19 protein-coding genes and 1 pseudogene are annotated in these 26,820 nt (G+C 45.0%); 10 read left to right on the forward strand and 10 right to left on the reverse strand.

From position 1 onward, the window contains the following. Window positions 1-23: 23 nt before the first annotated feature. Window positions 24-1,919: a S8 family serine peptidase gene (locus ABW391_RS11665; protein WP_353482044.1), complete on the forward strand. Its 1,896-nt coding sequence runs from the start codon at window positions 24-26 to the stop codon at window positions 1,917-1,919. 15 nt (window positions 1,920-1,934) lie between these two features. Further along, a complete protein-coding gene (locus tag ABW391_RS11670; RefSeq protein WP_353482045.1) occupies window positions 1,935-2,705 on the forward strand; it encodes a type III pantothenate kinase in 771 nt (256 codons plus the stop codon). A gap of 211 nt (window positions 2,706-2,916) precedes the next feature. Here ABW391_RS11670 and ABW391_RS11675 read toward each other — a convergent pair whose 3' ends face one another. Both ABW391_RS11675 and ABW391_RS11680 read right to left on the reverse strand, forming a co-directional pair. Further along, a complete protein-coding gene (locus ABW391_RS11675; RefSeq protein ID WP_353482046.1) occupies window positions 2,917-3,588 on the reverse strand; it encodes a hypothetical protein in 672 nt (223 codons plus the stop codon). Window positions 3,589-3,774: 186 nt separating this feature from the next. Then, a complete protein-coding gene (locus tag ABW391_RS11680) occupies window positions 3,775-6,015 on the reverse strand; it encodes a TonB-dependent receptor (RefSeq protein WP_353482047.1) in 2,241 nt (746 codons plus the stop codon). A gap of 240 nt (window positions 6,016-6,255) precedes the next feature. On the opposite strand from ABW391_RS11680, the pseudogene ABW391_RS11685 reads away from it, so the two are divergent. Beyond that, window positions 6,256-6,567, forward strand: a pseudogene (locus tag ABW391_RS11685) (DUF1016 N-terminal domain-containing protein); the annotation flags it as partial. Window positions 6,568-6,610: 43 nt separating this feature from the next. Here ABW391_RS11685 and ABW391_RS11690 read toward each other — a convergent pair. Together ABW391_RS11690 and rpsT are read right to left on the reverse strand one after the other, a co-directional pair. Further along, window positions 6,611-7,687 (reverse strand): winged helix DNA-binding domain-containing protein, encoded by a 1,077-nt coding sequence (locus tag ABW391_RS11690; protein ID WP_353482048.1) that lies wholly within the window; start codon window positions 7,685-7,687, stop codon window positions 6,611-6,613. A 334-nt stretch (window positions 7,688-8,021) separates the two neighbouring features. Further along, on the reverse strand, window positions 8,022-8,276 hold the full coding sequence (rpsT, locus tag ABW391_RS11695) for a 30S ribosomal protein S20 (protein ID WP_353482049.1): 255 nt from the start codon (window positions 8,274-8,276) through the stop codon (window positions 8,022-8,024). Between the two features lie 238 nt (window positions 8,277-8,514). Between rpsT and ABW391_RS11700 the strand changes: the two genes are divergently transcribed. Both ABW391_RS11700 and ABW391_RS11705 read left to right on the forward strand, forming a co-directional pair. Then, window positions 8,515-11,265, forward strand: a complete 2,751-nt coding sequence (locus tag ABW391_RS11700) for a 2-oxoglutarate dehydrogenase E1 component (RefSeq protein WP_353482050.1) — start codon at window positions 8,515-8,517, stop codon at window positions 11,263-11,265. Window positions 11,266-11,869: 604 nt separating this feature from the next. Next, window positions 11,870-13,429 carry a hypothetical protein gene (locus ABW391_RS11705; protein WP_353482051.1) on the forward strand — a complete coding sequence of 520 codons (1,560 nt, stop codon included), beginning with the start codon at window positions 11,870-11,872 and terminating at the stop codon, window positions 13,427-13,429. A gap of 315 nt (window positions 13,430-13,744) precedes the next feature. Here the strand turns inward: ABW391_RS11705 and ABW391_RS11710 are convergent, their stop codons facing one another. Beyond that, a complete protein-coding gene (locus ABW391_RS11710; protein WP_353482052.1) occupies window positions 13,745-14,176 on the reverse strand; it encodes an LNS2 domain-containing protein in 432 nt (143 codons plus the stop codon). A gap of 177 nt (window positions 14,177-14,353) precedes the next feature. Then, window positions 14,354-15,256 carry a M23 family metallopeptidase gene (locus ABW391_RS11715; RefSeq protein ID WP_353482053.1) on the reverse strand — a complete coding sequence of 301 codons (903 nt, stop codon included), beginning with the start codon at window positions 15,254-15,256 and terminating at the stop codon, window positions 14,354-14,356. A 267-nt stretch (window positions 15,257-15,523) separates the two neighbouring features. On the opposite strand from ABW391_RS11715, the gene porW reads away from it, so the two are divergent. Then, window positions 15,524-18,499, forward strand: a complete 2,976-nt coding sequence (porW, locus tag ABW391_RS11720; protein ID WP_353482054.1) for a type IX secretion system periplasmic lipoprotein PorW/SprE — start codon at window positions 15,524-15,526, stop codon at window positions 18,497-18,499. A 28-nt stretch (window positions 18,500-18,527) separates the two neighbouring features. On the opposite strand, the gene ABW391_RS11725 is transcribed toward porW, so the two are convergent. Beyond that, window positions 18,528-19,187: an aspartate kinase gene (locus ABW391_RS11725; RefSeq protein WP_353482055.1), complete on the reverse strand. Its 660-nt coding sequence runs from the start codon at window positions 19,185-19,187 to the stop codon at window positions 18,528-18,530. Between the two features lie 141 nt (window positions 19,188-19,328). On the opposite strand from ABW391_RS11725, the gene ABW391_RS11730 reads away from it, so the two are divergent. The 4 genes from ABW391_RS11730 (at window position 19,329) to bamG (ending at window position 24,791) form a co-directional block, all read left to right on the forward strand. Beyond that, window positions 19,329-20,678 carry an aspartate kinase gene (locus ABW391_RS11730; protein WP_353482056.1) on the forward strand — a complete coding sequence of 450 codons (1,350 nt, stop codon included), beginning with the start codon at window positions 19,329-19,331 and terminating at the stop codon, window positions 20,676-20,678. Between the two features lie 458 nt (window positions 20,679-21,136). Next, complete coding sequence (gene purH / locus ABW391_RS11735; protein WP_353482057.1) at window positions 21,137-22,663, forward strand: bifunctional phosphoribosylaminoimidazolecarboxamide formyltransferase/IMP cyclohydrolase; 1,527 nt, start codon at window positions 21,137-21,139, stop codon at window positions 22,661-22,663. 45 nt (window positions 22,664-22,708) lie between these two features. Continuing rightward, the gene (locus ABW391_RS11740; RefSeq protein WP_353482058.1) at window positions 22,709-23,434 is read left to right on the forward strand and encodes a type III pantothenate kinase; all 726 of its coding nucleotides are present in this window, start codon (window positions 22,709-22,711) and stop codon (window positions 23,432-23,434) included. Continuing rightward, window positions 23,424-24,791 (forward strand): BamG family beta-barrel-assembly machinery protein, encoded by a 1,368-nt coding sequence (gene bamG, locus ABW391_RS11745; protein WP_353482059.1) that lies wholly within the window; start codon window positions 23,424-23,426, stop codon window positions 24,789-24,791. The genes ABW391_RS11740 and bamG overlap by 11 nt, the downstream gene beginning before the upstream one ends. Before the next feature lie 119 nt (window positions 24,792-24,910). On the opposite strand, the gene ABW391_RS11750 is transcribed toward bamG, so the two are convergent. The 3 genes from ABW391_RS11750 to ABW391_RS11760 all read right to left on the reverse strand — a co-directional run. After that, window positions 24,911-25,729 carry an ATP-binding cassette domain-containing protein gene (locus ABW391_RS11750; RefSeq protein WP_353482060.1) on the reverse strand — a complete coding sequence of 273 codons (819 nt, stop codon included), beginning with the start codon at window positions 25,727-25,729 and terminating at the stop codon, window positions 24,911-24,913. A 9-nt stretch (window positions 25,730-25,738) separates the two neighbouring features. Further along, window positions 25,739-26,536: an ABC transporter permease gene (locus tag ABW391_RS11755; RefSeq protein ID WP_353482061.1), complete on the reverse strand. Its 798-nt coding sequence runs from the start codon at window positions 26,534-26,536 to the stop codon at window positions 25,739-25,741. Between the two features lie 81 nt (window positions 26,537-26,617). After that, window positions 26,618-26,820: OmpA family protein (locus ABW391_RS11760; protein WP_353482062.1), on the reverse strand; the 203-nt coding region annotated here is incomplete at its 5' end.

Raw genomic sequence — 26,820 nt, forward strand, 5'->3', positions numbered from 1 at the left:
GCTAATTATTAACTAAAAAAGGCATGGATCAAATTAGCATTCACAGCGATAAAGGAGAAATTAAACTTCGCAAGAGTAAAGCGCTGGTCGGTCTAAAAATGGCCCAATCCCGTGGATTGGAGGCTCCAGACTACATCAACAAGGAGGTGCACCAAAGCTTGGGTGGCTTCAAGGTTGTAGAACTCAGTTTAGACGACTCAGACATCAATTCCAAACTGGATGAAGTTCGCGAAAAGGATGATGTCGAAGTGGGCACCCATGTTTATTACCCCGAAAACAGCAATAGACCGCTGATTGCCACTGGCGAGATTTTCATTACCTACCACGAAGGCGTAAGTGATGAAGAGCAAATGTTGGCATTAAATGAATACAATTTAGACTTAGTGGAGCGTAGGGGGCTAAATACTTTGGTAGCCAGGGTGACTCCCAATTCTCCTAACCCCATCAAAACAGCAGCCCTTTTGCAAAAAAGCTGTTTGGTAAAAATGGCTGAACCAGATATAGACACCATCCTTGATCAATATTTTTTACCTGTCGATACGCTAATGCCCAGCATGTGGCATTTGCAAAACAATGGATTTGTCCCAGATGCCAACGTTCAGTTGCGCCGTGGTATTGATGCGAAAGTAGTGGCTGCCTGGCGTTTGCTCGGCAACCTTGGGTCGCCCAATATCAAGATTGCCATCGTAGACAACGGTTTCGACCTGACGCATCCCGATCTAAAAGGAAAAGTAGTCAATCCGTTTGATTTTTGGAACAATACCCCCCAGGTGTTGCAGGGCGACGCCCGGTACACCCATGGCACCCCTTGTGCAAGCGTGGCACTGGGTGCCTCCAATGGCGTTGGCATGGTTGGTTCTGCGCCCAATGCCCGTTTCATGCCCATTAGCGGTACTTCGTTTAGTGTGCGTGCCACCGAATCCATTTTCAATTATTGCATCAACAATGGAGCAGACATCATCAGTTGCAGTTGGGGATCTACCGATTCCAATTATCAACTGAATGCTGAGAAACAACAGATCATTGCCAATGCCGCCCGTCGTGGCCGCAATGGCCGAGGTTGTGTAATTTTGTACGCAGCGGGTAATGATTCTTTAAACTACATCAATTTTTATGCCCAGCACCCCGATGTGATCGCCGTTGCAGCATGTACAAGCCAGGGCGTTCATGCCGATTACTCCAACATGGGTATGGAAGTGACCGTATGTGCGCCTTCCAATGGCGATTGGCCCATCATTGCAGCAAGGGCCTGGTGGGATCAGGGAGATCCTAATGAGCAAGGAGAACAGCGGTATTGGATCGATGGCTTAAACCGAGGAAATCAATACAAGCATTTTGGAGGTACTTCGGCGGCTACACCCCTGGTGGCTGGCGTTTGTGCGCTAATGCTCTCCGCCAATCCAGACCTGACCGCCAGAGAGGTCAAACAAATTTTGGTTCAAACCGCAGACAAAATTGGTAACCCTGCCGAATACATCAATGGCCACTCCCGGAAATATGGATACGGAATGATCAATGCCGAACGCGCCGTTTCTGAAGCTTTGCGTAGGAGAGGAATGTCTTCGCCAACCGTTATGCCCAATCCTACGCCGCAACCCAACCCGCAACCAAATCCACAGCCCGTCAACACAGGCGGCAAAAGCAATGTCTTCGAGGTCAACGCCAACCAAATTCCGCGTACAGGATGGGGCATCCAGGTGGGCGTATTCAGCAATTATGACAATGTACTTTCCATGGTAGCAAAGCTCAAGCAACAATTTGGGCAAACGGTAAACGTTGTGGTTTCCACTCAAAATGGCCGCCAAATCTATAAGGTAGTCGTAGGTGCTTATGCCAACATCAACGAAGCCACCATCATGCAAAGCCGATTGACCCAGGCTGGTTACCAGGGATTTATTAAAAATTTAGCGGACGTTTAGAAAAGTTAACAAAGCATGGTTCTTGCAATCGATATAGGCAACAGTAATGTAGTATTGGCGCTGCATGATGGTTTGGTATGGAGTCAGGTTTGGCGCTTGCCTACCTTAACCGAACCCGACTCCCCAATGTATTATGAAAAGCGCTTGACCGATATTTTGCTGGAAGCAGGGATCATTCCTGGCCCGGCCCCACAAGTGATCATCAGTAGTGTCGTACCGCAGTTGACTGCTCCTTTCCTGCACATTTCCGAGCATCTATTTGGAAAACCAGCACTAAAGGTGGCGCCACCCATTTATCCCAAATTGAAGTTAAAAATTGATCGACCCAATGAAATTGGCACCGATTTGTTGGCCAATGCAGTAGCGGCCCATTATCTTTTTCAGCAAGATTGCATCGTGGTTGATTTTGGCACCGCCCTAACTTTTACCACAGTCAGTGCCGACGGACACATCTTAGGGGTTGCCATTGCACCTGGATTGAAAACAGCAATTGCTTCCTTGTTTCATAAAACCGCACAATTGCCTGAAGTGCCCCTTACGCTTCCGACCACGCCAATCGGAAAAAATACTGAACATGCCATTCAAAGTGGAATTTTGATTGGGTACGTCGGCTTGGTCAGGCACATGTTGGCCGAAATTCGGCGGGAAGTTGGACCTCAATACATCGCAATAGCTACTGGAGGCTTATCGGCTGTGTTGACGCCACTCCAGGAAGATTTCCACCAGATTGATCCCATGTTGACCTTGGAAGGCTTAAGGATCATTGCCGAAACCCAGGAGCTTTAGAAATTACGCCTATGCCCGGTGATCGGGTATCTCTAAGAGCCGAGTTCTGACCCAACTGATCAATGCGTATGTTGTAGAAACGAGGACAGCATCTCCAAACAAGTTAAAAATAATTTGAAGAATTGAATCCTGCCAATAATTGAACAATCGGTGGCTGAGCAATCGATGCATCTTCACATTCAGGGACAGGTGGCGTTTTTTGAGATGCAAGTCAAACGAGTAAAGCAGTCCGCTCTTTAACGATTTCTTTCAGGGCTTTTAGAATGCGGCAAATATCATACACATTATCGGTGGTGCCATCAAAGCCTTTGCTGATGTGGTACATTTTACCAGTCAACACCACAAAATACCAATCGCGCCCCAGTACATAACACCCATAAATCGGTGCGTCATGATCGTTGAGGTGTTGACCTACCAACATCGCCGAAAGAACCTGGCCGGCAGGATCACCCTTAAATTGTACCTCTTTTTTGAATTCATTGAAAGCAAAAAAAGGCATTTCTGGCTCACCGTAGCCCGAGGCTAAAATTTCATCTGGTTTACCCATCAAATCAATCAGTTCTCCATTTATTGTACCAATAGTCGCCTGAATGAAGCGCTGAGCAAAAAGATTGTACCTATAGGGTTCGGTAAAGTTGATCAAACTGAAGATAGGGCCGATAAAATGCAGGCTCAAGTCTTGTTCACGCCAGTAAAAAACATTGAGGTCTAGCAAATTTCTGAGATTCTGGCAAGTGGCAATTTCATACTCAGATAATTCCATGGTTGCCGCCTTGTCCATCCATTCATTGAGTTGCGGCAATGGACGACTCCAACGCAATCCAAATCGTTTGTCTAAATCCATTAAGGTGCAATCATTAAAATTCAGAATCATTTTTTCCATCTGCCTAGAATTTGGTTCAAAGATACGGATTGTGTATGGAAGATGCTTGAGAGGGATAAGAATTTGCAGGTAAGGGAGCTTTAGTTGAGGTGTTCCGTTTTTATTAAAAAAATGTGCCATGAGCCTTTCAGTATCTTCAAATAAAGGCACAATGCGATACTCATTAGTAGTGGGCAAAAACAAGTCCTAAAAAAACAAAGTAAAAGACAAACGTGCAAAAAATGGTGTCCCTGGAGTAAAGTGAATTTCTTCCACCGGTTCCGTCTCATTAAACAAACGGCTTTCGGTAGCAAACTGCGTTTCTTTCCATTGGGTATTGATGACGTTTTGCAAGTTAAGTCCCAATTCCCACTTCTTTTTATAGGCGTAATTCAACTGCACATCGGGTACAAAATACCCTTTGGCCGCAATCGAATTGTCTTCATTGGCAGGGCGATTGGCCATGTAGCGGTAGCGCAATGAACCACTGAATCCTTTATCCCCCACGAGGGAAAGCCCTCCAACCGAAGTAAACAAAGGCGCCAATGGCAGGTAATTTTCACCTTTTGCCTCGCCAATTGCCCGGGGTTGAGCCCAATTGGCATCCACATCCACAAACAGGCGGCGACTGAGTTGGTAGCGCGCAGACAGATCGTAACCCCAACGGCGGGTGCGGCCACTGGGCTCGATTACCCCTGCATCTCCCACATACACAAATTCTTGTTCCAACCAGAGGTACCACAACCCCGTGTTTACGAAGAGGTTGGGAATCGGTTTCCACACCACGCCCAAATCCGTACCATAAGCAGCAGGAAGGATTTTTCGGCCGTTTTGAGGTACAACTACCCGCGTGTCGTTGGAGTGAAAACTACGTCCAGTGTTGAGGTACAAGCGAATTTTTTCGCTCGCATTATAATTCAAATTGATTTTGGGCGAAAAAATACCGGAGCTGGCCGAAGCACGGGTATCGTCTTGCAAGTGATCGGTATAGCGGTTCTGGAAAAAATCGTAGCGCAAGCCAAGATTGAGGGTTGCTTTGCGCCCCAACTGGAGGTTATCATCCAGGTAAAGGCCCAAGTTTCCTTCCTGTACATCCCCCAATTGAATATTCTGCTCCGTAATGGTGCGATTGCGTGTATTGGAAAGTTCTACGTCATTCACCATGTCCTGCCGATATTGAACCCCGATGGTCGTGCTGCCAAAGCGGGAGGGGAAGTTGAGACTTCCATTGTAGCCCAGGATGCTGCGGTCTTCTTTTTGCCGAATTTGATCCCCGTTCACGGGGTCTTCGAGGAAAAATGTAAAGTTGGAATAGAGTTCAAACTGATAATGGCTGTAGAAAAACTGGTTTTTCCAGGAAGCACCTTTGCCCATTTGGGTCACCAATTGGAGGTTGGCATTGCTGCGGCTGGTTTCACCGCCTTCACTTGGGTCAACGGAGCCATAAAAAGAAATAAGACCGGATTCTACTGCCCGGTCAGGAATTTGGCCGGAATGGTTCCATTTTGACCAGAAATGAGAACCTGTGAGGCTCATGCGGGTACTCGGGCTGAGGACTCCATTGTACCGCCCTTGTACGTTGACACGATTGAAATGCTGGGGCGCATCAAAATAACTTTCGGTATAGCTGTATTCACTGGCCAGATAGGCGGATTGGCCTTTTTGCCGGGCAGTTTCTCCCAATAAATTTATGGCTGCTACGCCACGAGCAGTACCGTATTGACCAATTTCAAATTTGGTAAAACTGCGATCCAATACTTCTTTGGTACGAAAATCTACCCAGCCTGCGGTGCTGAAGTTTCCTTTATCGGCATAGTAGGGGCCTTTTTCAAAATTGACCTTTTCAACCAGTTCAGGGATTACAAAATGCAAATCTGCATAACCTTGGCCATGCGCATGCGAAACCATATTGACGGGCAACCCATCAACGGTGAGTCGGATATCGGTACCGTGGTCGATGTCAAACCCACGCAGAAAGATTTGTTCAGCTTTACCTCCTCCAGCGTGTTGCCCCATGAAAAGGCCAGGTACCATGCGCAGGATTTCCTGAGAGTTGATAATGGGACGCAGGCGAATATCAATCTGATTGATGGTTTGTTGCTGATGGGCACTTTGCCCTTTGATGACCGCTTCTTTAAGCGTGAATTCTCCAGATTTGAGCGAAATCTGAACTCGAACAGTGCCTTTATCGCTAACTTCAACCGTTTCCTGATGGCTTTGGTATCCCAAATAGCTAAAAGTCAGCTGATGGCTGCCCGCACTGAGATTGCCAAGGGCAAAGTTTCCAGCGTCGTCACTTACTGCTCCGCGCACGTTATCGCCCAAACTGACGGATACCCCTATCAATGGATTTCGATTGCTCTCGTCAAAAATGAATCCCTGGATGCTGCCTTTCTGAGCTGTCACAAATATTGGGATGGATAAAAAGAGTAGAATGATGTACTTCATTGTTATTTTATTTTGTTTGGTACAACATGAAACAAATCTAGGGATACCTCAACAGAACTTAAGGTGAACCGGGAGTTTAGGAAATCATTCCTATTCCAGGTAACTTGATTGCAATCATCAATATCTACGAGATCAAATGGCATTTTGGATGTGCCTTTTCAGTCATTAAGCCTATAATTTTTTTGTACTCGTTATTTAAGTTTGAATTCATGGCTATTTTTTAAAATTTTTTTTTGGGATTTGGGGAAAATGATTCTCGAACGCCAAGAGGAAAACGGCTGGGGCAATTCAGTTGTGGAAATGTTGGCGAAAGATTTGCAGAAGACTTTTCCTAAGATGGAAGGTTTATCATCGCGGAATTTATGGCGCATGCGAATCTTCTATTTAGCTTATTTTGAATTTCTGCCACTGGCGGTGGCAGAAATTGGATGGACGCACAATTACCTGATCATTGAAAAATGCAAAGACCCTAACGAGCGGCTATTTTACATCCATCAAACCAAGCGCTATGGCTGGACCAAAAACGTATTAATCCACCAAATTGAGAATCAATCTTTTCAAAAAACCATTCTCAGTCAGCAAAATACAGAGTCTTTCAGCTCCTTATCTCAACGCCCAACCCCAAAAACGTGCCAAACGCTGCTGTCGCTTTTTCCATTACCTCTATTGCCAATTTGTCTTTTGGGTCAAAAAAAGTCGGCTCAATCACGACCTTATTCTTTTGCACCGTCCGTTTCCAAGTGCCAACTACCAGGCCGTCCACCACAATGATCGGTTTAAAAATTCCGTTGCTGGTGATGGCTTCTTTGTGCCACTTGGATTCAAAAACTGTGCTGCGGTCTTTGTAGCTTACGGTGTATTCATCAAAGGCAGGGAGAAAAAAAACACTGGGATCGGGGTTCAGCGCAGCCAGGTTTTTCTCTTCAAAAAAATAAGTTTTTCCGTCGACGACAAATGACTGCAACTCATTTTTGATGCTTTCCAGTCCTGCCCGCGCATCGGGCATCGACAAGCCCGACCACCACTGAAAATCGGGTAAAGTGGCTGGAGCATGACTGCTGAAATATCGTTTGGCCAAGGTGGCCAATGCTTCATCTTTACTCAAAACCAAGCCTGGAGGGATTTTCTCATCAATTAAAGCATAGGTCAATTTTTTGCCCTTCATCACGCCGTTGCACACGATGGCGTCTACTTCGGCATTCATCATGAAATGTACGGCGCGACTTGAATCAGTTTTCACCCCTCCCCTTTCCAATTCCAGCATGACTTCTTCACGGGTCAGGTTTTTGCCTCCTTCCAGGGCTTTGGCAATCAAGTCGTTGGTGTGGGAATAAAGTGCTGAGTCGATGCCCAGTTCGCGATCCCGGGAAGCAGAAGCTGCTTTGATTTGCTTGCTGGTCAGTGCGAGCATCCAGCGCAGATCCTGACCAGCTACCAGGTGCCAGGTTGTTCGCAAAACGTGGGTGCGCACAAGTTCTCCGGAATCCAGTGCAGCTTCAATGTCGGCATCTGTAGTGCCGGGCACCCGCAAGCCAACTGCCCATTTGGACATAGGGTAGTCTTGTGCCTGGATGGCGCCCATGTGAGCCACAAGCTCTTGAGGAGTAACAAAATCGGGATTCGTGATTTTTTGGTTGTGCAAACGGAGAACAGGAAGCTTTTCGGTTGGCATTGCATAAATTTTGCACGAAAATAAGTCGATTTTTATTTCCGTACTCCCTCCAACAAAATCTGCGAAATTTCTTGCTTCAACTCTTCTGCCAAAATCTATTTACCCGGATGGCGCCAAATTGCACAACCAGCGCATTGCGGAGATCAAAGTACAGGACAAAATAAATTGTATGGAGAAGTATGCTTCAAACCTATCTGCATAGTATAGGTCGCGCATTGAAGAGGCCTGATGGCCAGGTGTGGCGGAATAAGCGCGTGACAGCTTGGTAGATTTGCTTTTTCTCGATTTCCCCACAGCATAAATCCCCCGACCTAGGCCGGGGGTATGTCATCGATTAACCCAATTGAGCAACATGCTTCATCAAGCTGCTCTTCAAGTTAGCTGCTTTGTTCTTATGCCAGGTATTTTTCTTAGCCAGTTTGTCGATCATCGCGATCACTTTTGGTAAGAAACCTACTGCCTCCGTTTTGTCTTTCAAACTACGCAACTTCTTGATTGAAGTACGAGTAGTCTTCTTATAATAGCGATTCAAAAGACGACGCTTGGACTCTTGACGGATACGCTTCTCAGACGATTTATGGTTTGCCATACAAAAACTTTTCTCAATATTAAAAATCACTTCTGAACAATTGGAGCGCAAAGATAATTATTCATTTGGAACTTGCAAAAGTAAATTTAAAAAACCTTTTGCAAATCAAATTATCTTTTCACTCGAATATCTAATCATTTAATTCGTTGTTCTTTTTGTACTTTTGCGCGCACAGGGGCGATAAAAAATGAAATACTTTTTTTGCCCGACTACATAGACATAAAAACTGAACAAAACAATGAGCGATTTCTCCTTCATTGCCAATGCTCACCCGGCGTACATAGATTCGCTGTACGAGCAATACCTGAATAATCCCGAACAAATCGACGAAACCTGGTCGTCTTTTTTCAAAGGTTTTGATTATGCCCATTCAACCAATGGTCATGAAAAAAGTAACGGGGTTGCCAGTCCAAGTACTTTTAACAAAAAAGAGTTTCAAGTACTTGCCTTGATCAACGCCTATCGTGGACGAGGTCACTTGATTTCTACCACCAATCCAATTCGCCCGCGCATCGATCGAAATCCAAAATTGGAAATCGAAGATTTTTACCTCTCTGAGGCCGATTTGGACACCGTGTTTAATGCTGCGACCGAATGTGGCATGGATCAACCTGCAACCCTCCGCGACATTATAGTCCACCTCAAGCGAATTTACGGAGGCAACATCGGTTTTGAGTTTCAGCACGTTCAACAGCGCGAAAAGCGCCGTTGGTTGCGTACCCGGGTTGAGCAAAGTCGTCCAGAGAAGGATTACAACATCCCGATTGATAAAAAACGCCGCATTCTGGAAAAACTGAATGAAGCGGTCGGGTTTGAGAAATTTTTGCACACCAAATACATCGGCCAGAAACGCTTTTCATTAGAAGGCGGCGAAAGCACCATCGTTGCCCTGGATGCGGCCATCAATAAAGGTGCAGAAATGGGCGTAGAAGAAGTCATCATTGGGATGGCTCACCGCGGTCGTTTGAACGTGTTGGCCAACATCATGAAGAAAACCTACGAGCAGATTTTCACTGAATTTGAAGGAACAGCCATTCCCGATCAAAGTTTTGGGGATGGTGACGTAAAATACCACCTTGGATACTCTTCCCAAGTAGTTACGCCTACTGGTAAGGAGGTTCAGCTTGAATTGACCCCCAACCCTTCTCACCTTGAGGCTGTAGATCCAGTTGTAGAAGGCTATGCTCGCGCCAAAGCGGATCGCCTATATAAAGGTGATTACGATCGCATTTTGCCCATTCTCATTCATGGTGACGCTGCGGTAGCCGGGCAAGGCATTGTATTTGAGGTGATTCAGATGAGCAAGCTCAAAGGCTACAATACTGGCGGTACTTTCCATTTTGTGATCAACAACCAGATTGGTTTTACCACTGATTTTGAAGATGCGCGTTCTTCTACTTATTGCACTGGTGTGGCTAGTGTGGTTTCCGCACCAGTATTTCACGTGAATGGTGATGACCCAGAAGCTATCCTTTATGCCGTTGAAATGGCCATGGAGTTCCGCCAGGAGTTCAATACTGATGTTTTCATCGATATGGTGTGCTACCGTAAACACGGCCACAACGAAGGAGATGACCCAATGTTTACTCAGCCAGATTTGTACGTAGCCATCAACGTTCACCCCAATCCAAGAGAAATCTACATCAAAGAATTGCTGGAAATGGGCGAATTGCCCAAGCAACTTGCCGATGATTTGGAAAAAACCTATTGGGCAGATCTTCAGGCGCGTCTTGAAGAAGTAAAACAACACCCACTGCCTTATAAGTCACAAGAACCAGAAGAAGAGTGGGAAAAATTGCGCCACGCCACGGTGGAAGATTTTAAAAAGTCTCCTGTAACAGGACTAGAAAAAGCTACAGTTGAAAAAATTCTTGCCCACCTCAATACCATTCCAAGTCATTTCAAACCGATTCCAAAAGTGAGTCGCTTGTTGGAAAACAACAAAAAACTGTTGGCTAAAGGGATGATAGATTGGGCCACCGCTGAATTGATGGCCTATGGTTCAATTTTGTTGGAGGGCAAAGACGTTAGGATGAGCGGCCAGGATGTACAACGGGGTACCTTCTCGCACCGGCACGCAGTTTTACATGATGCCAAAACCAACGAAGTACTCAACCGTTTGGACAACATTGAAGCTACCCAGGGCAAGTTTCATATTTTCAACTCTTTGCTGTCTGAGTTTGCGGTAATGGGCTTCGAATATGGTTATTCGCTGGCACATCCCCACAACCTGATCATTTGGGAAGCACAATTTGGGGATTTCTTCAATGGCGCTCAAACCATTGTTGACCAGTTTATTTCTGCGGCTGAAAGCAAGTGGAACCGCATGTCTGGTTTGACCCTGCTGCTGCCACACGGTTATGAAGGCCAAGGCCCAGAACACTCCAGTGCACGCCTGGAGCGATTCCTGCAAAACTGTGCCGACCTCAACATGATTGTGGCCAATATAACGGCTCCGGCCAACTTCTTCCATTTGATGCGCCGCCAACTGGCCTGGGAATTCCGCAAGCCACTGGTGGTGATGTCTCCAAAATCATTACTTCGTCACCCGGAATGTGTGTCCCCTCTTGAAGCTTTTGAGGCGGGAACAAATTTCCATGAAGTAATTGACGATGTAAATGTGACAGACAAAGAAGCCAAAGGCATCAAGCGGGTGTTGTTCTGTTCCGGTAAAATTTATTATGATTTGGCGCAGCGCAAGAAAGACCTCAACCGCAGCGATGTAGCCATCGTACGCCTCGAACAATTGCACCCAATGCCCGAAACGCAATTGGAAGTCATTCTAAATCGCTACAAAAAAGCAGAGCTTTTCTGGGTGCAAGAAGAATCCGCCAATATGGGGGCATGGCAATACATGAAACTCAATTGGGAGATTGATCGGAATTTGCAGCGCATTTCTCGCCGGGCCAGTGCCTCTACCGCAGTTGGTTTCAAGAAAATCCACGATCAGCAGCAGGAAGATATTTTGCAGAAAGCGTTTGCTGAGTGAGTATAAATAAGGAGAGATGAAGGATAAGCAAGTCCTCAATACTTGATCTTATCCTTCGTCCCGCACTCTTTTTCTAGATTTTTTCCTCTGACGAAAAAAAACTACTTTTGTTTTCAAATAGGCATAAAAAGCAAAAACCCGGTGAGAAACATCTCCCGGGCTTGCGGAAACTATCAGTCCTTTTTCAACTCTGCCAGATTTGCTATCCAAATAAGAAAACCAAATAGACCGAGTAATGCCGCCCAAAAAAGGCAGCAACAACTATGGTTAGGGCATGGGTAGACGTGGTCTCTTTGTTCTCTTAGTTCCCGCCCATGACAACCAACTGCGCGGCTATGATTGGCATAGTAAACAATTGTTGTTCTAATCTGCTCCTATGCTGTTTCTTATTGCTGTTTGAACAATTCAAAATTAAATCGTAATTTCATGTTTGGGTAGGCAGATTTGTTGCCAATTGTGATCACCAACCTTTGCAGGAATTATTATCAAGTCATAACCCATCAACATAAATTTCGAGCACAAACACCCTAATGAAATGACATTCAGTTGTTTGCAAGACAATCTTCAGTTTTTTTCAACCTTAAGCCGTTAAAAACCCAATGTTATGCCCATCTCTCATGGAGATCAGCTTTTTGAAATGATTCAGTCCTTAACCAAGGCTGAAAAGCGCAATTTTCGGCTGTATGCCAAACGGATACAGGGAGAAAGTGATGCCAAGTTTCTTCAGCTCTTTGATTTTTTGGAAAAACAAAAAGACTTTGACGAGGAACTCATCATTCGAAAACTGAAGGATTCTAATAAAAGCCAGCTGTCAAATTTAAAACGTCACCTTTACCAGCACATCCTGACCTGCTTGCGGTTAATGGAGATTCACAAGAGTGAAGAAATACAAATCAGGGAATGGATTGACTATGCAGTCATACTGTATGGGAAAGGGCTTTACCTGCAATCTTTGAAATTGCTGGCAAAAGCCAAAACGCTGGCCAACAAACTCAACCACGACATCTTGCAGCTCGAGATCGTAGAGTTTGAAAAACGGATCGAGTCCCGCCACATTACCCGCAGTACCACCCAACGCATGGATGAGCTGCAACGGGAATCGGAAGAACACAGTGATACAAACTTATCCATTGCGCTGCTTTCCAACTTCAAGCTGGCCTTGCAACGCCATTTCATCAACAATGGCCACGTCAAAACGACGGAAGAGCGATTGGCGTTGGAAAAAGACTTCAGAGACAAGCTGCCAAAACAGGAAGAGGATGCCAAAACCTTCTTTCAAAAAATTCACATCTACCACGCTTATTACTGGTATCATTATTTGCTTCAGGAATACGACAAGTGTCAGGAGTATGCCGCAAAATGGGTCAACTTGTATGCCTCCGAGCCCAAGATGATTGAGATGGACATGGACATGTACATGATCGGGATGCACCAATTACTGGTAACAGCCTTTTACTTGCGCAATTATCCTGTATTCATCGAAACCCTGGATCGTTTTGAAAAATTTCGCAAAGAAGTTTATCCTAAATTCAACTACAATTCACAGATTCTTTCTTTTCTGTTTGTCCATCAAGGAAGGTTCAATCGCCATTTTTTAGAAGGAAGTTTTCAGGAAGGCACCGGGCGAACCTTACAACATACCTTGAGACGGATTCGCAGGTACGACAATAAACTAGATGCCCACAAGCTATTAATCTTTTACTTTAAAATTGCCTGGCTTTGGATGGGAGCAGGGAAACCGACCACTGCCATCGATTACCTGAACCTCATTTTGAACCATCCGGGCAAAGCGCTTAGGGAAGACATGCAAGCCTATGCCAGCTTGCTGTTCATTATGGCGCATTATGACCTCAAGAACGTAGATTTCCTGGATTATGTGATCAACAACACCGCTCGATTTATCAGTAAAATGCGAGATCCCAGTAAGCTACAAAAAGCCAGCATCAGCTTTTTTAGGAGGCTGCTCAATGCCAGACCCGATGATACTCAAAAACTATTTCAGGATTTTCGCAAAAAATTAGAAGAACTGAAAGCAAATGATTTTGAAAAGAGATCGTTCATTTTCCTCGATTTAGAATCATGGGTGGAAAGTAAAATTCAAAACAAATCCCTTGCTCAAGTGGTCAAAGAAAGGCATGAACGTCGATTAGAACAAGGCTTTTAACAAATTAAAGACCAAATTATTCTTAATTTCAGACAATTTTTTCTTCGAATAATTGTAACTTAAACTAATATTCCTCGTTATGGATCTGCAATTTGTGCCTAAATTGCAAAGATTTATTTAAACAGACCTTGCCAGAGTGAATTGAAGGATTGATGAGTTGATCAGCAAAGGTCTCTTCCATGGCTAATCTAAGTTTCATACATTTTTTATTTGCCGGCTGCATTCATGTGTGTCGGCTTTTTTTTTTCAAAAAAACGAAGCCAGTTTATAGTATGCTATAAACTGGCTCTGCATTTATCTTAGCATGAGGATCAATTAATCCTTGAACACTTCGATTTCGTGTTTTTCAACCACTAAATCTGTAAATTTCCCTTTGAAACGGGTTGCTTTTACGATATGGTTGTCGATCCAATGGTAATTGCCACCACGTGGTTTGCCAAACAAAATGCCATGGTATTTGAACCCATTCCGATTGAGCCATTCTTCCGTCACTTGGCGGTGTTCTTCGGTCCGCGAGGTAAAGAAAGTCACCACATGGCCTTCATCGTACCATTTGTTCAGGATGCTGAGCGCATCAGGATAAGGCAACACCGTCACCATACGCTCGGGTTCCTCATTAGGGATGTCATCACAGATGGTTCCATCAATGTCAATGAGGAAATTCTTCGTTTCGTTTGGTAAAACCGGGCTAATCGATTCACCCTTCTCATTATAAGCTGCCTTAAGCTGCTGGGTATTCTGGTCCATGAAAATGTTGTATTGTCTTGAACTGTGTGGATAAAGGATTGATAGACAGAATAATTTGGTCAATATTGGCTAGAGGCTCATGTAAAAACGCTGCAATATCCGGTTTTTTTGAGAAAAATGAAAAGGAAAAATCTGCAAGAAAAAATTTATCCCATCAAAACAAGCAGATCAGCACAGTCAAAAAGTAACATAGTCTACAGGATCAACGGGTTTTCCCTTGTGCCAAAGTTCGAAATGCAAATGAGGGCCACTTGAAAGAACCCCTGTATTGCCAACAATGGCGATGGCTTCGCCCGCGCGGACAAAATTCCCTACCTTTTTTAACAAAGATGAATTGTGTTTGTAAAAAGAAAGAATGCCATTGTCGTGCTGAATTCCAACGGTATTGCCCGTTTCGAGCGTCCATTCCGACAAAAAGACATAACCATCCATTGCGGCTTTTATCGCGGTATTGCGGGGGGCAAGCACATCCACACCATAATGTGATTTTTGGCGATCAAAGTGTGAACTGATTTCTCCATTTACTGGAGCTGCAAAAAACAATTGTTCCATTGCTTTTTCAGTGGGTGCAAAGCCCACCGAACGCGCTTGCTTGGCAATGCGCCCTACCCTCTCCAGTTCGTCTTCTCGCCGAAATTCTTCATCAATCTCTGATATTCCAACCTTTTTGGTCTCTCCTTTTTTGGATTGATCCGGCATATCTACTTTCGGTACGTCTTTTTCGCGGATGGGGTTGCCCGTCAGCATCCGCCTCAAGTTGTTGATGTATACTTCTTGTGCCTGCATTTCTTGGCCCATTCGGTTTACTTCCCGGGTGAGTTCAAGCAAACGACGGTCGTTGTTGCCCAAAGGTTGAAAACCCGGCAAGTACTCCTTGATTGGCGTATAGGCTATCAACAAAAAGACCAAAAAGGTCAACATGACCAAAAGGGTACTGATGAAGAGATAAAGATTCATCAAAGTAAGTTTGTAGGAACCTACTTCTTCAAACGTATCTTCATTCATGATGACAAAACGATAATGCTTGGTGGTATTCTCCCGCCATTTTTGCCAACGTTCGGTATTGAACTTCAAAGCCATGTTTTTTGATTTGAACTCTGGTTCCAAGAGTGCGTTAGGGGTTGGTTTTTTCTTAAAACCAAAATAAATTTGTTCCTTTAAAGTTATATGTTCAGCAAATTTACGGTTTACCAGTTGGTAAACCAGTGCTTCAACCTGATTTTAACGAATTTATTCAGCGAAGGGTTTAATTCCTAGCTTATTCTCCTTGATCACAACGTCCAAGTTTAGGTTGGCGCTGTCCAATTGGGATTAAGGTTAAGAATGAACCTGATAAAATATTCGGCCTTGAAACGATTTATTTACACCCTTCCGGTGCTGGCCCTTGCCTTGATGATCGAGAGTTGTGTTGCCGTCAAAAGCTCCAGCAAGGAGTTGTCTCCGTTGGCTAAGGCATACCACAACACGACTGCGCATTACAATGGTTATTTCAATGCCGACGAAATTCTGACTACGACCATGCTGGGCATGGATCAGCAGTACAAAGACAATTACACCCAAATTCTGGTGGTGTATCCTTATATGGGCTTCGACAACCCCAAGTCACTTGCACCCCAATTGGATGAAGCGGTCAAGAAAGTGACCAAGGTCGCTTCATTGCACCCCAAAAGCGATTGGGTAGACGATTGCTATCTACTAGCTGGCAAAGCCCACTTTTTGAAACAGGACTTTGAAACTGCGGAGCAAACCCTCCGTTGGCTTACCTCTGAGTACTCGCCTGAAAAAGCGCGCATGAAAAAAGCGGTGCAACGCAATCTTTCCAGCAATGGCTCTTCTTCTCGCCCACCTGCAGTTAACGCAGATGGAGAAGTACTCACCGCCAAGGAAAAGGCCAAGGTGAAGAAAAAGCTGCAACAAGAAAAAGAGAAACAGACCAAAAAAGTTGCTCAGGCACGCAAGAAATACAATGCCGATGTAGCCAGTGCCCGCAAACGTGGCCGTCCCTTGCCAATTAAGCCGGAAATACTGAACAAAACCAAAACCACGACCACAACTACTTCTACCAATAAAACTCCGGCTCAGATTCAAAAAGATAAAGACCGCAAAGCCGCCGAAGAAGCAAAACGAGAAGAAGAGTTTCTCAAGAAAAAACCAGCCTACTACGAAGGTGTATTGTGGTTGGCGCGTACCTTGATTGAGCGCGGCAATGAAGATTTGGCTTTCCGTACCCTGACCCAATTGGAAAGTGATAAAAATACGCCTGATAAAGTACGTGCGGAATTGGCTCCGCTTCTGGCTCATTTTTACATCAAAAGCAAACAGTATGAAGAGGCGGTAAAGCCGCTGGAAGAAGCCATCGCACTGTCAGATAATCCCAAAACCAGAGCCCGATACAATTTCATCCTGGCACAGTTGCACCAAAGAGCGAGTCGTTGGAACGATGCATACAATGGTTTTGAAAAAGTAGCCAGCTCATCGGTCAATTACGAAATGCAGTTCAATGCCCGCTTGAATATGGCCCAAAATTCCTGGTTGAGTGGAAAAGGGTCTGCGGCATCAGCCACTACCCAGTTGGAACGCATGCTTAAGGATCAAAAAAACCAGGAATACAACGATCGTATTTATTATGCACTGGCCAATGTTGCCCTCAAAAACAACGATAAACCCACCGCAATCAAATACCTGACTCTTTCGGTACGCAGTGGGGGCAGCAACCCCGCTCAAGTGACAGAGTCTTATTACACTTTGGCACAATTGTATTTTGATGAAGACAAATTCATCGAGACCAAGAGCTACCTAGACAGTACCCTCCAGGTAATGGACAAAAAAGATGACCGCTACAAAACGGCCAACAACCTGAGAGATAACCTCGTTGACATTGCCAAAAACTTGAGCATCATCCAACTCCAAGACAGCATGTTGCGCTTGAGTACTTTGTCGGATGCTGAACTCAGGAAAAAGGCAGCCAAAATGAAAAGGGATCAGGATGAAAAACGCCTCAAAGAACTAGAATACGCTAAAGCTCCAACGGCCAGCAACCCTCCCGGCCCCGGAAATCCGGGCGTTCGCCTTACTACTGCTGGTCAACCTCAAGCTGCCCTCTTTTGGGCTTACGATGACAAAGAACTCAAACAGGGCAAACGGGAATTCCAACGCTATTGGGGGGATCGGCCTCTGGAGGACAACTGGCGGCGCTCCCAAAAACGGGGCAACAACAACAATGATGACCCCAACCCTGAACCAGCAGCCCCAGCCAATCCCAGTACCCCCGATAGTCCCGAAGCCAACGATATAGCTACCTATTTGGGGCCAATTCCGCGCAACGAAGCCGAACGGCGCACTTCTGAAGTGAAATTAATCGATGCGATGTACAAACTCGGTGTTTTGTACTACGACAAACTCGAAAATTTTGGCAAAACGGTAAAAACCCTGGAAAGCCTCAATACCCGCTTTGGAAGACACAATTTTGAGCTCAACTCCTGGTATTACCTTTATTTGGCACACACCAAGCTGAATCAAACCAATCAGGCCAAAGTTTACTACGATAAAATTGTAGATGGATACCCTACCTCCACCTTTGCGCGGATGTTGAAAGACCCCAATTTTGCCGCTGAATTTCTGAATGAAGAGAAGAAAGTGAACGTGTATTACGATGAGGCATATGCTGCATTTAAAGCAGGCAATTATCAGGACGCCTTCAAAATGGCTGGAGATTCTAAAGTGCGCTTTGGGGCTGAAAACAAATTGGCTTCCCGTTTTGCCTTGTTAGCCGCCATGTGTACCGGCAACCTACAAGGCAAAGAAGCCTACATCAATTCGCTCAACGAAGTGATTGCGCGCTACCCCACTTCAGACGAACAAAAGCGGTCCAAAGAAATTCTTCGCTTATTGGGTGCCACAGGCGCTCAACTCCCTGGTGACGATGAGCGTACCGACGCTGATGCCGAACGCTTTAGAACCGACGATGCGGCCATCCACTTTATCCTGGTGGTACTGGACAACAGCTCCAACCTGGATGCAGCCAAAGCAAAAATATCAGACTACAACCGGAAGTTCCACAAGTTGGATAAATTAACCATTACCAATCTTTTCCTCGGTGATGACGAGAAAGCCCGCAAATTATTGGTCATCCTGCGCCGCTATGAAAACAAAGCCGCAGCCATGAAATACTATGATGGCGTACTCAAAAACCGTAGCGAATTCATGGATTCTGGTATGGATTACCAACTGTTGCCGATCAGTATGGACAACTACCGCTCCATCCTCCGCGATAAAACGGTAGATGGATATCAGGAGTTTTTTGAGGCAAACTATTTTAAATAAGTAATTTTTTGCGTCATACTTATAGAGTTTAGCGGTGCTTAAGGCTCATTAACAGGGAAAAAGCTTTGTCCAAATCCTTATTCCCTACCACAATGGTGTATTCATTGGAGGTAGAGATCATTTCAACCAGGTTGATGCCATTGAGCGCCAACTCTTTGAGAATATAGTAGTACAAGCCGTATACAAATTGGTTGCCCGCAGGCAGCATAAGACTGATGGAACTGAGGTCTTTCTCTTTGACCAGCATTTTTTCTAATTGAAAAATTTCTTCCAATTCGATCCCCATGTTTTCCGAAATGACAATCGTGGTTTCTGACACTCCTTGTGAAAAAGAATAAAATACCTTGGCTTGCTTGCTGATGGCCTTGAGCAAATCGACCTGTTTGCTCAGCAAAGTCTCCGAATTAAGAAAAGTATAATCCAACAAGCCAGAGCGCACACTGATGTCGGTCATTTGGTTGAAGAATTGCCGCATGTTTCTATCCAGGTTCATCAATTTCCCAGTATCCATGCGGTTGATGGCCTGAATGATCGCACCGTAGTTGATTGTTTTTCCTACAGCTTGTTCTACTTCCGGGTGAATCTTGCGAGCCAAAGAAGACACATTGACCAAACCTTCAGCTAAGGCTTCGATTAAAAAGGGAGACCGAAGGATAATCTGACTGACGTGTTCTGATATTTTTATCACTTTGTTAAAATTTATACAAAAATAAATTTTTTCGTACAATTAACTGTTGAAATTTCCAATTGCTTGCTCCGCACTTTACTTTTGTTTCATCAATCAAGATGATTAATTATTGCAAGTATTCACATCATTAAGTACGAAGTTATGCAAGTTCTGAAATTTGGTGGCACCTCAGTTGGAAGTCCGGAAAGAATGCGTCGAGTAGGCGAACTGATCGACGATGGCCAACCTAAAATTGTGGTACTCTCGGCAGTATCTGGCACCACCAATAAGTTGGTTGAATTGGGAGAACTCATTCGCAAACAACAGATTGAAGTCGCTTCCATCAAACTTGCGGCACTACGTGAGGAGTACCGGTTGTTTGTAAACGAACTATTGCCCACTGATCCATTTCAGGCAAAAGGACATGATACTGTACGGGGTATTTTTGACGAAACCGAACAATTGCTTTGGGTAAATCGCTTTGAAACCCGCCATGAAAAATGGATTCTTGCTCAAGGTGAAATCATTTCTACGAATTTATTTCAGTTGTACCTGGCATCCATAGAGCGGCCCTCTGCTTTGCTTTCTGCTCTCGATTTCATGCGTATTGACGAGCACGGCGAGCCAGATTTGGAATGGATTGAAGAAAGATTAGAACTCTTGTTGCCTCAACAACACCCTTTGGCAACCTATTTCATTACCCAAGGCTACATTTGTCGCAATGCTTTTGATGAAGTAGACAACCTTCAGCGGGGAGGAAGTGACTACAGTGCAACTTTAATCGGGGCAGCAATTCGTGCTTCTGAAATTCAAATTTGGACAGACATCGACGGCATCCACAACAATGATCCCCGCATCGTTGAAAACACCTGGCCGATCCGCCAAGTATCCTATCGGGAAGCAGCAGAATTGGCTTATTTCGGCGCCAAAATTTTGCACCCTACCTGCGTCATTCCAGCAGAAGAACGCCAGGTACCGATTGTACTGAAAAATACCTTTGAGCCAAAGGCTCATGGCACATTGATTTCAAGTACATCTTCCAATCGCACAATAACCGCTATCGCAGCCAAGGATGGCATCACCGCCATCAAAATTCAGAGTGGCCGGATGTTGCACGCTTATGGCTTTTTGCGCAAAGTGTTCGAGGTATTCGAGCAATTCCGCACGCCAATCGACATGATCACAACCTCTGAAGTATCCGTATCTCTGACTATTGATTCTGACCAACATTTGGCAGGAATCATTCAGAGTCTTGAAGCTTTTGGAGAGGTCAGTGTTGATAAAGACCAATCTATCATTTGTATTGTAGGTGATGCCTTGAGCGCACATACCGAAGTAACCAAGCACATTTTCAGTGCCCTCGAAAGCATTCCGCTACGCATGGTTTCTTATGGTGGGAGCAGCAACAACATCTCTATTCTGGTAAGTGGAGATGCCAAAAATGCGGCATTGCGCAGCCTACATCAACATTTGTTTCAAAACGCAAATACTACGCTGTCAGTAAATTTTTAGGCTAAGGGGCGACAAAAAAATAAGTGTTCATTTGTGCCCCACTACTAAGAAACGCATTCAGTTATTTTTTTCTGGTTAGGGCATACTGAATGCACAATCAATCCCGCTCGAAAGGTGAATGAATCTTTCGGCGGTTTTTTTGTTTTTCACTGACTACTAACAACATATAGATTTCAGCGAAAATATTGCATTCTTTTTGCACATAATGCGTGACTGTGTTTTAAATTTGCGTCTAAGCATTGGTATTTTTGCATACAAAGAAAGTAAAAGGCATTGCCTTTAAGCATAAGAATTGTTTATAGGGGGAACTTTTCAAATTTTGGACGGCAGGGTGATATTTCACTCTGCCTCTTTTTTTAAACAGCTGGTTATTGGCATTCCTGCACTCAAGCTGCGCTTTATCAGAAAAAACTATTTACCTTTGCCCATCTTTTTTAATACCGCATCCAAATCACAAAATGGCACGTAAGAAAATTCAGTCAGCCCTCATTTCAGTTTATTATAAAGATGGGCTTGAACCGATCATCCGTGAGTTACATACGCATGGAGTAAAAATATATTCAACAGGAGGAACCCAACAATTCATCGAGCAATTGGGTATTCCGGTTATCCCGGTTGAAGACCTGACTTCCTACCCATCTATCCTGGATGGGCGGGTAAAAACTTTACACCCCAAAATTTTTGGTGGAATCCTGGCACGCCGCGAAGAAAACCATCAAACCCAACTGGCACAATACGATATTCCGGAAATTGATTTGGTAATTGTAGACCTCTACCCTTTCGAAGAAACGGTAGCCAGCACTACAGATGAGCGTTCGATTATTGAAAAAATAGACATTGGTGGCATTTCCTTGATTCGGGCAGCTGCCAAAAACCACCAGGATGTAGCCATTGTCGCTTCGCGCAATGATTATCCCTATTTTCTGGAATTGATTCAGACCAAACAAGGGACTACTGACCTTGAGGATCGCAAAGAATTGGCCCGCCGGGGTTTCCAGGTTTCCAGCCACTACGATACCGCAATTTTCAATTATTTCAATCAAGGAGTGCAGGAACCACTGTTTAAGCACAGCTTGACCCAACACGAAGAATTGCGCTACGGCGAAAATCCACACCAAAAAGCGGTGTATCACGGTGATTTGGAGCAGATGTTTGAAAAGCTGGGCGGTAAGTCCATCTCTTTCAACAACATGGTCGACATTGATGCGGCAGTCGGACTTATGCGGGAATTCATTGATGATGAGCCTACTTTTGCCATTCTCAAACATACCAATGCATGTGGCGTGGCTACCCGACCTACGGTACTGGAAGCCTGGCAAGCCGCTTTGCAAGCAGACAATATTTCTGCGTTCGGAGGTATTTTGATCTCCAATACCAAGATTGATCTGGCAACTGCATTGGCAGTAGATGAAATTTTTTACGAAGTACTTTTGGCTCCAGATTTTGATCCAGATGCTGCTAAATTATTGGTCAAGAAAAAGAACCGCATCCTGCTTAAAATTAAACACTTCAACGCACAAGCGCGCAATTTCCGCAGCTTGCTCAATGGGGTGATTGAACAAGATACCGACTTGGCGGTCGAAACGGAGACCAACTTCAACGTTGTGTCCAAAAAAGCGCCAACTACAGCAGAAATCAAAGACATGATTTTTGCCAACAAATGCGTGAAGCATCTCAAATCGAATGCGATTGCCTTGGCCAAAAACGCCCAATTGATTGGAATGGGTTGTGGTCAAACCTCAAGGGTGGATTCGATGCGCCATGCCATTGAAAAAGCACATCGTTTTGAGTTGGATACCCACGGAGCTGTAATGGCTTCCGATGCGTTTTTCCCCTTTGCAGATAGTGTACAATTGGCCCACGAAGCTGGCGTAACCGCAGTAGTGCAACCCGGTGGCTCCATTCGCGACCAAGACAGCGTTGATTATTGCAATGCACATGGTCTGGCAATGGTTGTGACGGGAGTAAGGCATTTTAAACATTAGTAGTGGGGCAAAAACTCAATACCTAAACCACGAAACCCAAATCACTTGAACCTGACCATCGACATCGGCAACACCCGAACCAAGCTCGCCGTTTTTGACGGGGATAAGTTGGTAGAACGTCAGCATTGGGATGATTGGGCAATTGATGATTTATTGCACTTTACAACCAACCATAAGGTAAAGAATATGATCTTATGTTCGGTTGGTCGGCGTTTGGACGAAGAATCAACAGTGCGGCTTGGTAAAAACCTCCGCTTGATTCAATTGGAAGCCAATACCCCTCTTCCAATTCAAAATGCCTACAAAACCCCACAAACCTTAGGCAAAGATCGCCTGGCAGCGGTGGTGGGTGCCTTTGCACTTTTTCCAGGCATGAACTGCCTGGTGGTAGATGCAGGAAGTTGCATTACCTATGATTTATTGACAGCCGATGGCGTTTATTTGGGTGGAAACATAGCACCAGGATTGCGCATGCGTTTGCGCGCCATGCACGAGTTTACGGCGCGTTTACCCGAAGTGAATCTGCATCCAGTGCAAAACTGGATTGGAGATTCTACCCAAACTGCAATGAACAATGGTGCCATCTTAGGGACTTTTCTGGAAATTGAAGGATACCGGCAACGATGGGAAAAAGAATGGGGACAACTCAAAGTTGTGCTGACTGGCGGTGACGCTGGTTTCTTAACCCAATCAATGCTGACTGATACTGTACACGAGCCGGATCTTGTATTCATTGGACTGAACAAAATATTGAACCATAATGTCGAGTAGTTGGATGAAAAAAACGGTGCTTTTTGCAACCGTAATGTTGTTGTGGATGCCTTGGATGGCCTCGGCTCAAACAACCACCGCACAAATTTTGCCCAAGCAAAACTCTCCCTATTCTCGCTTTGGGTTAGGTGATTTGTTTTCCCCAGCCTTAGTGTCCCAGGCAGGCATGGCTGGTATGGGTATTGCCTTACGCGATGGATCACATACCAATTGGTTGAACCCCGCTTCCTTGAGTTCACTTGAGGTTGCAGGTCTGGAGGTTGTTGTTTCTGCAAAATATGCAGCCTTATCAGATGGTGACAAAAAAGATGCCACTTACAGTGGAAATATTCGCCACATGTCGCTTGCTTTTCCGCTCAGCAACTCCATCAACCGATCGCTTGAGCGCAAAAAACGCAATTTTGACTGGGGAATGGGCTTCCATTTGGCACCTTACACGGAAGTTGGATACCTTATCCAAAACGTGGAGATCCGCAGTGAATCGCTTGAGCGGATTACCACAGATCTCAAAGGTGCGGGTGGTACTTACAAGTTGGGATTTGGCAATGGCTTTCGGTACAAAAACCTTTCCTTAGGAGTTGAAATTCAGTCACTGTTCGGTAAAACAACCAATAGTCGGGCGGTATCATTGGACAGTGTGGCTTTGGCTTATTCTGCCGATCTGCAAGATGCCATCAATTACAGCGGCGTCTCATTTCGATTGGGCGGTCAGTACTTAATTCGCCTGGACAAAGCCGATAGCAAAGGTCTTTATGAAATTGGTGACCGCACCATCATACTAGGAGCCTATTATGTTCCAAATTCCAACCTTAAATCGATCAGTAGTCGTTTGTATCGGAGTTTGTCTTCTGTGTCTGCGGTAAAAGATACCATTTCTTACGAAACTGACATCCAACGTTCAGGAACAATGCCTTCGGAAATGGGATTTGGCATCACTTATGAAGCGCTGGGAAAATTGCGCCTTAGTGCCGAATATTCACTGGCAAATTGGAGCGAGTACCAAAATGAAGCAAAAAGAGAACAATTGGCAGATACCCGCAGAATGGCGCTTGGAGTGGAGTATATCCCCAATGCCTTGTCTTACAATAGCAACTGGCAGCGGGCTCGCTACCGCTTGGGCATTTTCAGTGGTCAAGATCCGCGCAGCAACAACGGCCAACAATTGACCAACTCAGGGTTCACCTTGGGACTTGGACTTCCGGTTGTGTTGCCTCGGCAAACCATCTCTTATTTCAACATGGCCATCGAAGCAGGTCGTTTTGGAAGCAAAAATGGCTTAAAAGAAAACTACATTAAATTCCTTTTCGGATTTACATTGAACGACAGCAGTTGGTTCTTCAAGCGCAAATTTGGATAGAGACGCAATGTGTTGCTTTCCCAAAAATGAAATGCCTTTGCTACACGATACGTCGCGTTTCAAAGGCATTTTATTTTTGGAGGGATGCGAGAAGCGATACTTCACATCTCTATTATCGATTACAAGGTTTTAAACAATCCTCTAACTTCATTGACCAACTCGTGAAAATCAGGACGTACCATCACCTCTTCTTGCCAGGCCAGGCCACGATCAACCAGGTTATAGGTGTGTTTGATCCGCGAACCGGGGATGATGTTTCCTTGCTCATCCCGATCCCTGCCCATGACCCACAGCGTATCGGCAATGGAGGCCGTAGATTCAATATCGTGAGATACCACAATAATGGTGTTGTACTCGTGCATGGTAGAGATGCTTTTCAGCAACTCACGAACCTTATCGATCATCAGGATATCCAGTCCGCTAAAGGGTTCGTCGAGCAATAAAAAATGCTCAGAGCAAAGCAACTGTTGGGCGATGGCCACTCGTTGCTTTTGGCCACCTGAAAGTTCGGCAGGAAACCGATTGCCATACGCTTGCAAATCAAAATGCCCCAGCATTTCTTCACATTTCGCCTTGCGTTCAGCCACAGGAATTCCTTTGCGGGCTGCGGCCACCATCAAATTACCCATTACGGTGCGGTGATTGAATAAAGGGTAGCTCTGTTGCACCACCCCTACTCTACCAATTTGTACTGGAGTGAGCGGATCTCCTAGTAATACTTGACCCGTATCGGGTTTCAGCAAGCCCGCCAGTATTTCAAAAAACTTAGTTTTGCCAATCCCGGAAGGACCTAAAAAACCGACAATTTGCCCCTGACTCATCCCTGGGCGCACAATATCGCGCACATCTACATTGACATCGCGCAGGATTTGATTCCCCCCCAGGTTGAGCGATACATTTTCGACCTTGAGGATTGTATTTTTAAATTCGTGTGTCATGGTTGAGGTTTATCTTCTTTCCAAACTCAAAGAAGCATAAGGGCAAATGATGTTCTTGACTACGCCGATCAAGTAATCCATTCCGATACCGACCAACAAAATCAGGATTTGAATGGCAAAAACGGCATCCAGATGCAAGTGTTTGTTCTGGTTGAGCAACATTGCGCCGATGCCCCCTTCTGCCCTGGAAATCCCCTCTACCATCGTCAGCATCATCCAACTGATGGCAAAGTTTTGCCGAATGATTTCAAACACTTCATGCAAGCGGCCAAGGATAATGACCTCCCCTACTGTCTGCCACTCACTCATGCCCAAAGTTCGAGCATGGTTAAATTCCGTTTTGGAGATGGACTGAATCATAGCGATAGCGGAAGTAACAAAAAAAACCGTGATGCCAAAAACCATCAAAGACACCTTGAGGTTGTGACCTCCCGAAGTGAGCAGCGTAAACACGAAGCTCAAGCCCACCAAAGTCAAAAAACGGCCTTTGGAAACAATAAATGCGGTCGGTCTGAAAAAGGGCAATACCGTCAAATAGGAAAGCGTCAGCGAAATGATGATGGACAAACCCATTGCTTGAATACACAGCGTCATACTGGTAAACAGCTCCCGAATCAAGTCACCTCCTTTGAGCAAACGACCAAACGCAGACCAGATTTCGGGTGGCCGTGGTAAAATCTCCGAAGAAGTATACCAGGCAATCAGCGCAATAATTGCCTGCACTACAATTATCAATACCACTGTAGGTCGGCCTACACTGGTGTTGGGTTTAAATACGCGCAGAAGATCAGCGGTAAATTTGGACATGTCTGAAGTTTTGGGTTTTGGGTTGCCCACAATTTTCGCTTTAGTGGCAGAATTGTGGGCAACCCAAAACTTGAAACCAATTTATTTCCCCATAATGATTTCAACCCGACGGTTTTTCGCACGGCCAGCAGGGGCATCATTGGATACCAATGGGTTGCTTGCTCCATGAGAGAATATCGTAATCCTGCCTTCCGGGAAGTTATTGGCAGATTTTTTCTCCAACCAGGTTTTGATCGCAAATGCACGACGCTCTGAAAGCGTAAGATTGGCCGCAGGATCACCGA

This window comes from Haliscomenobacter sp. (assembly GCF_040403615.1).
In the GTDB taxonomy this organism is placed as follows: Bacteria; Bacteroidota; Bacteroidia; order Chitinophagales; family Saprospiraceae; genus Haliscomenobacter.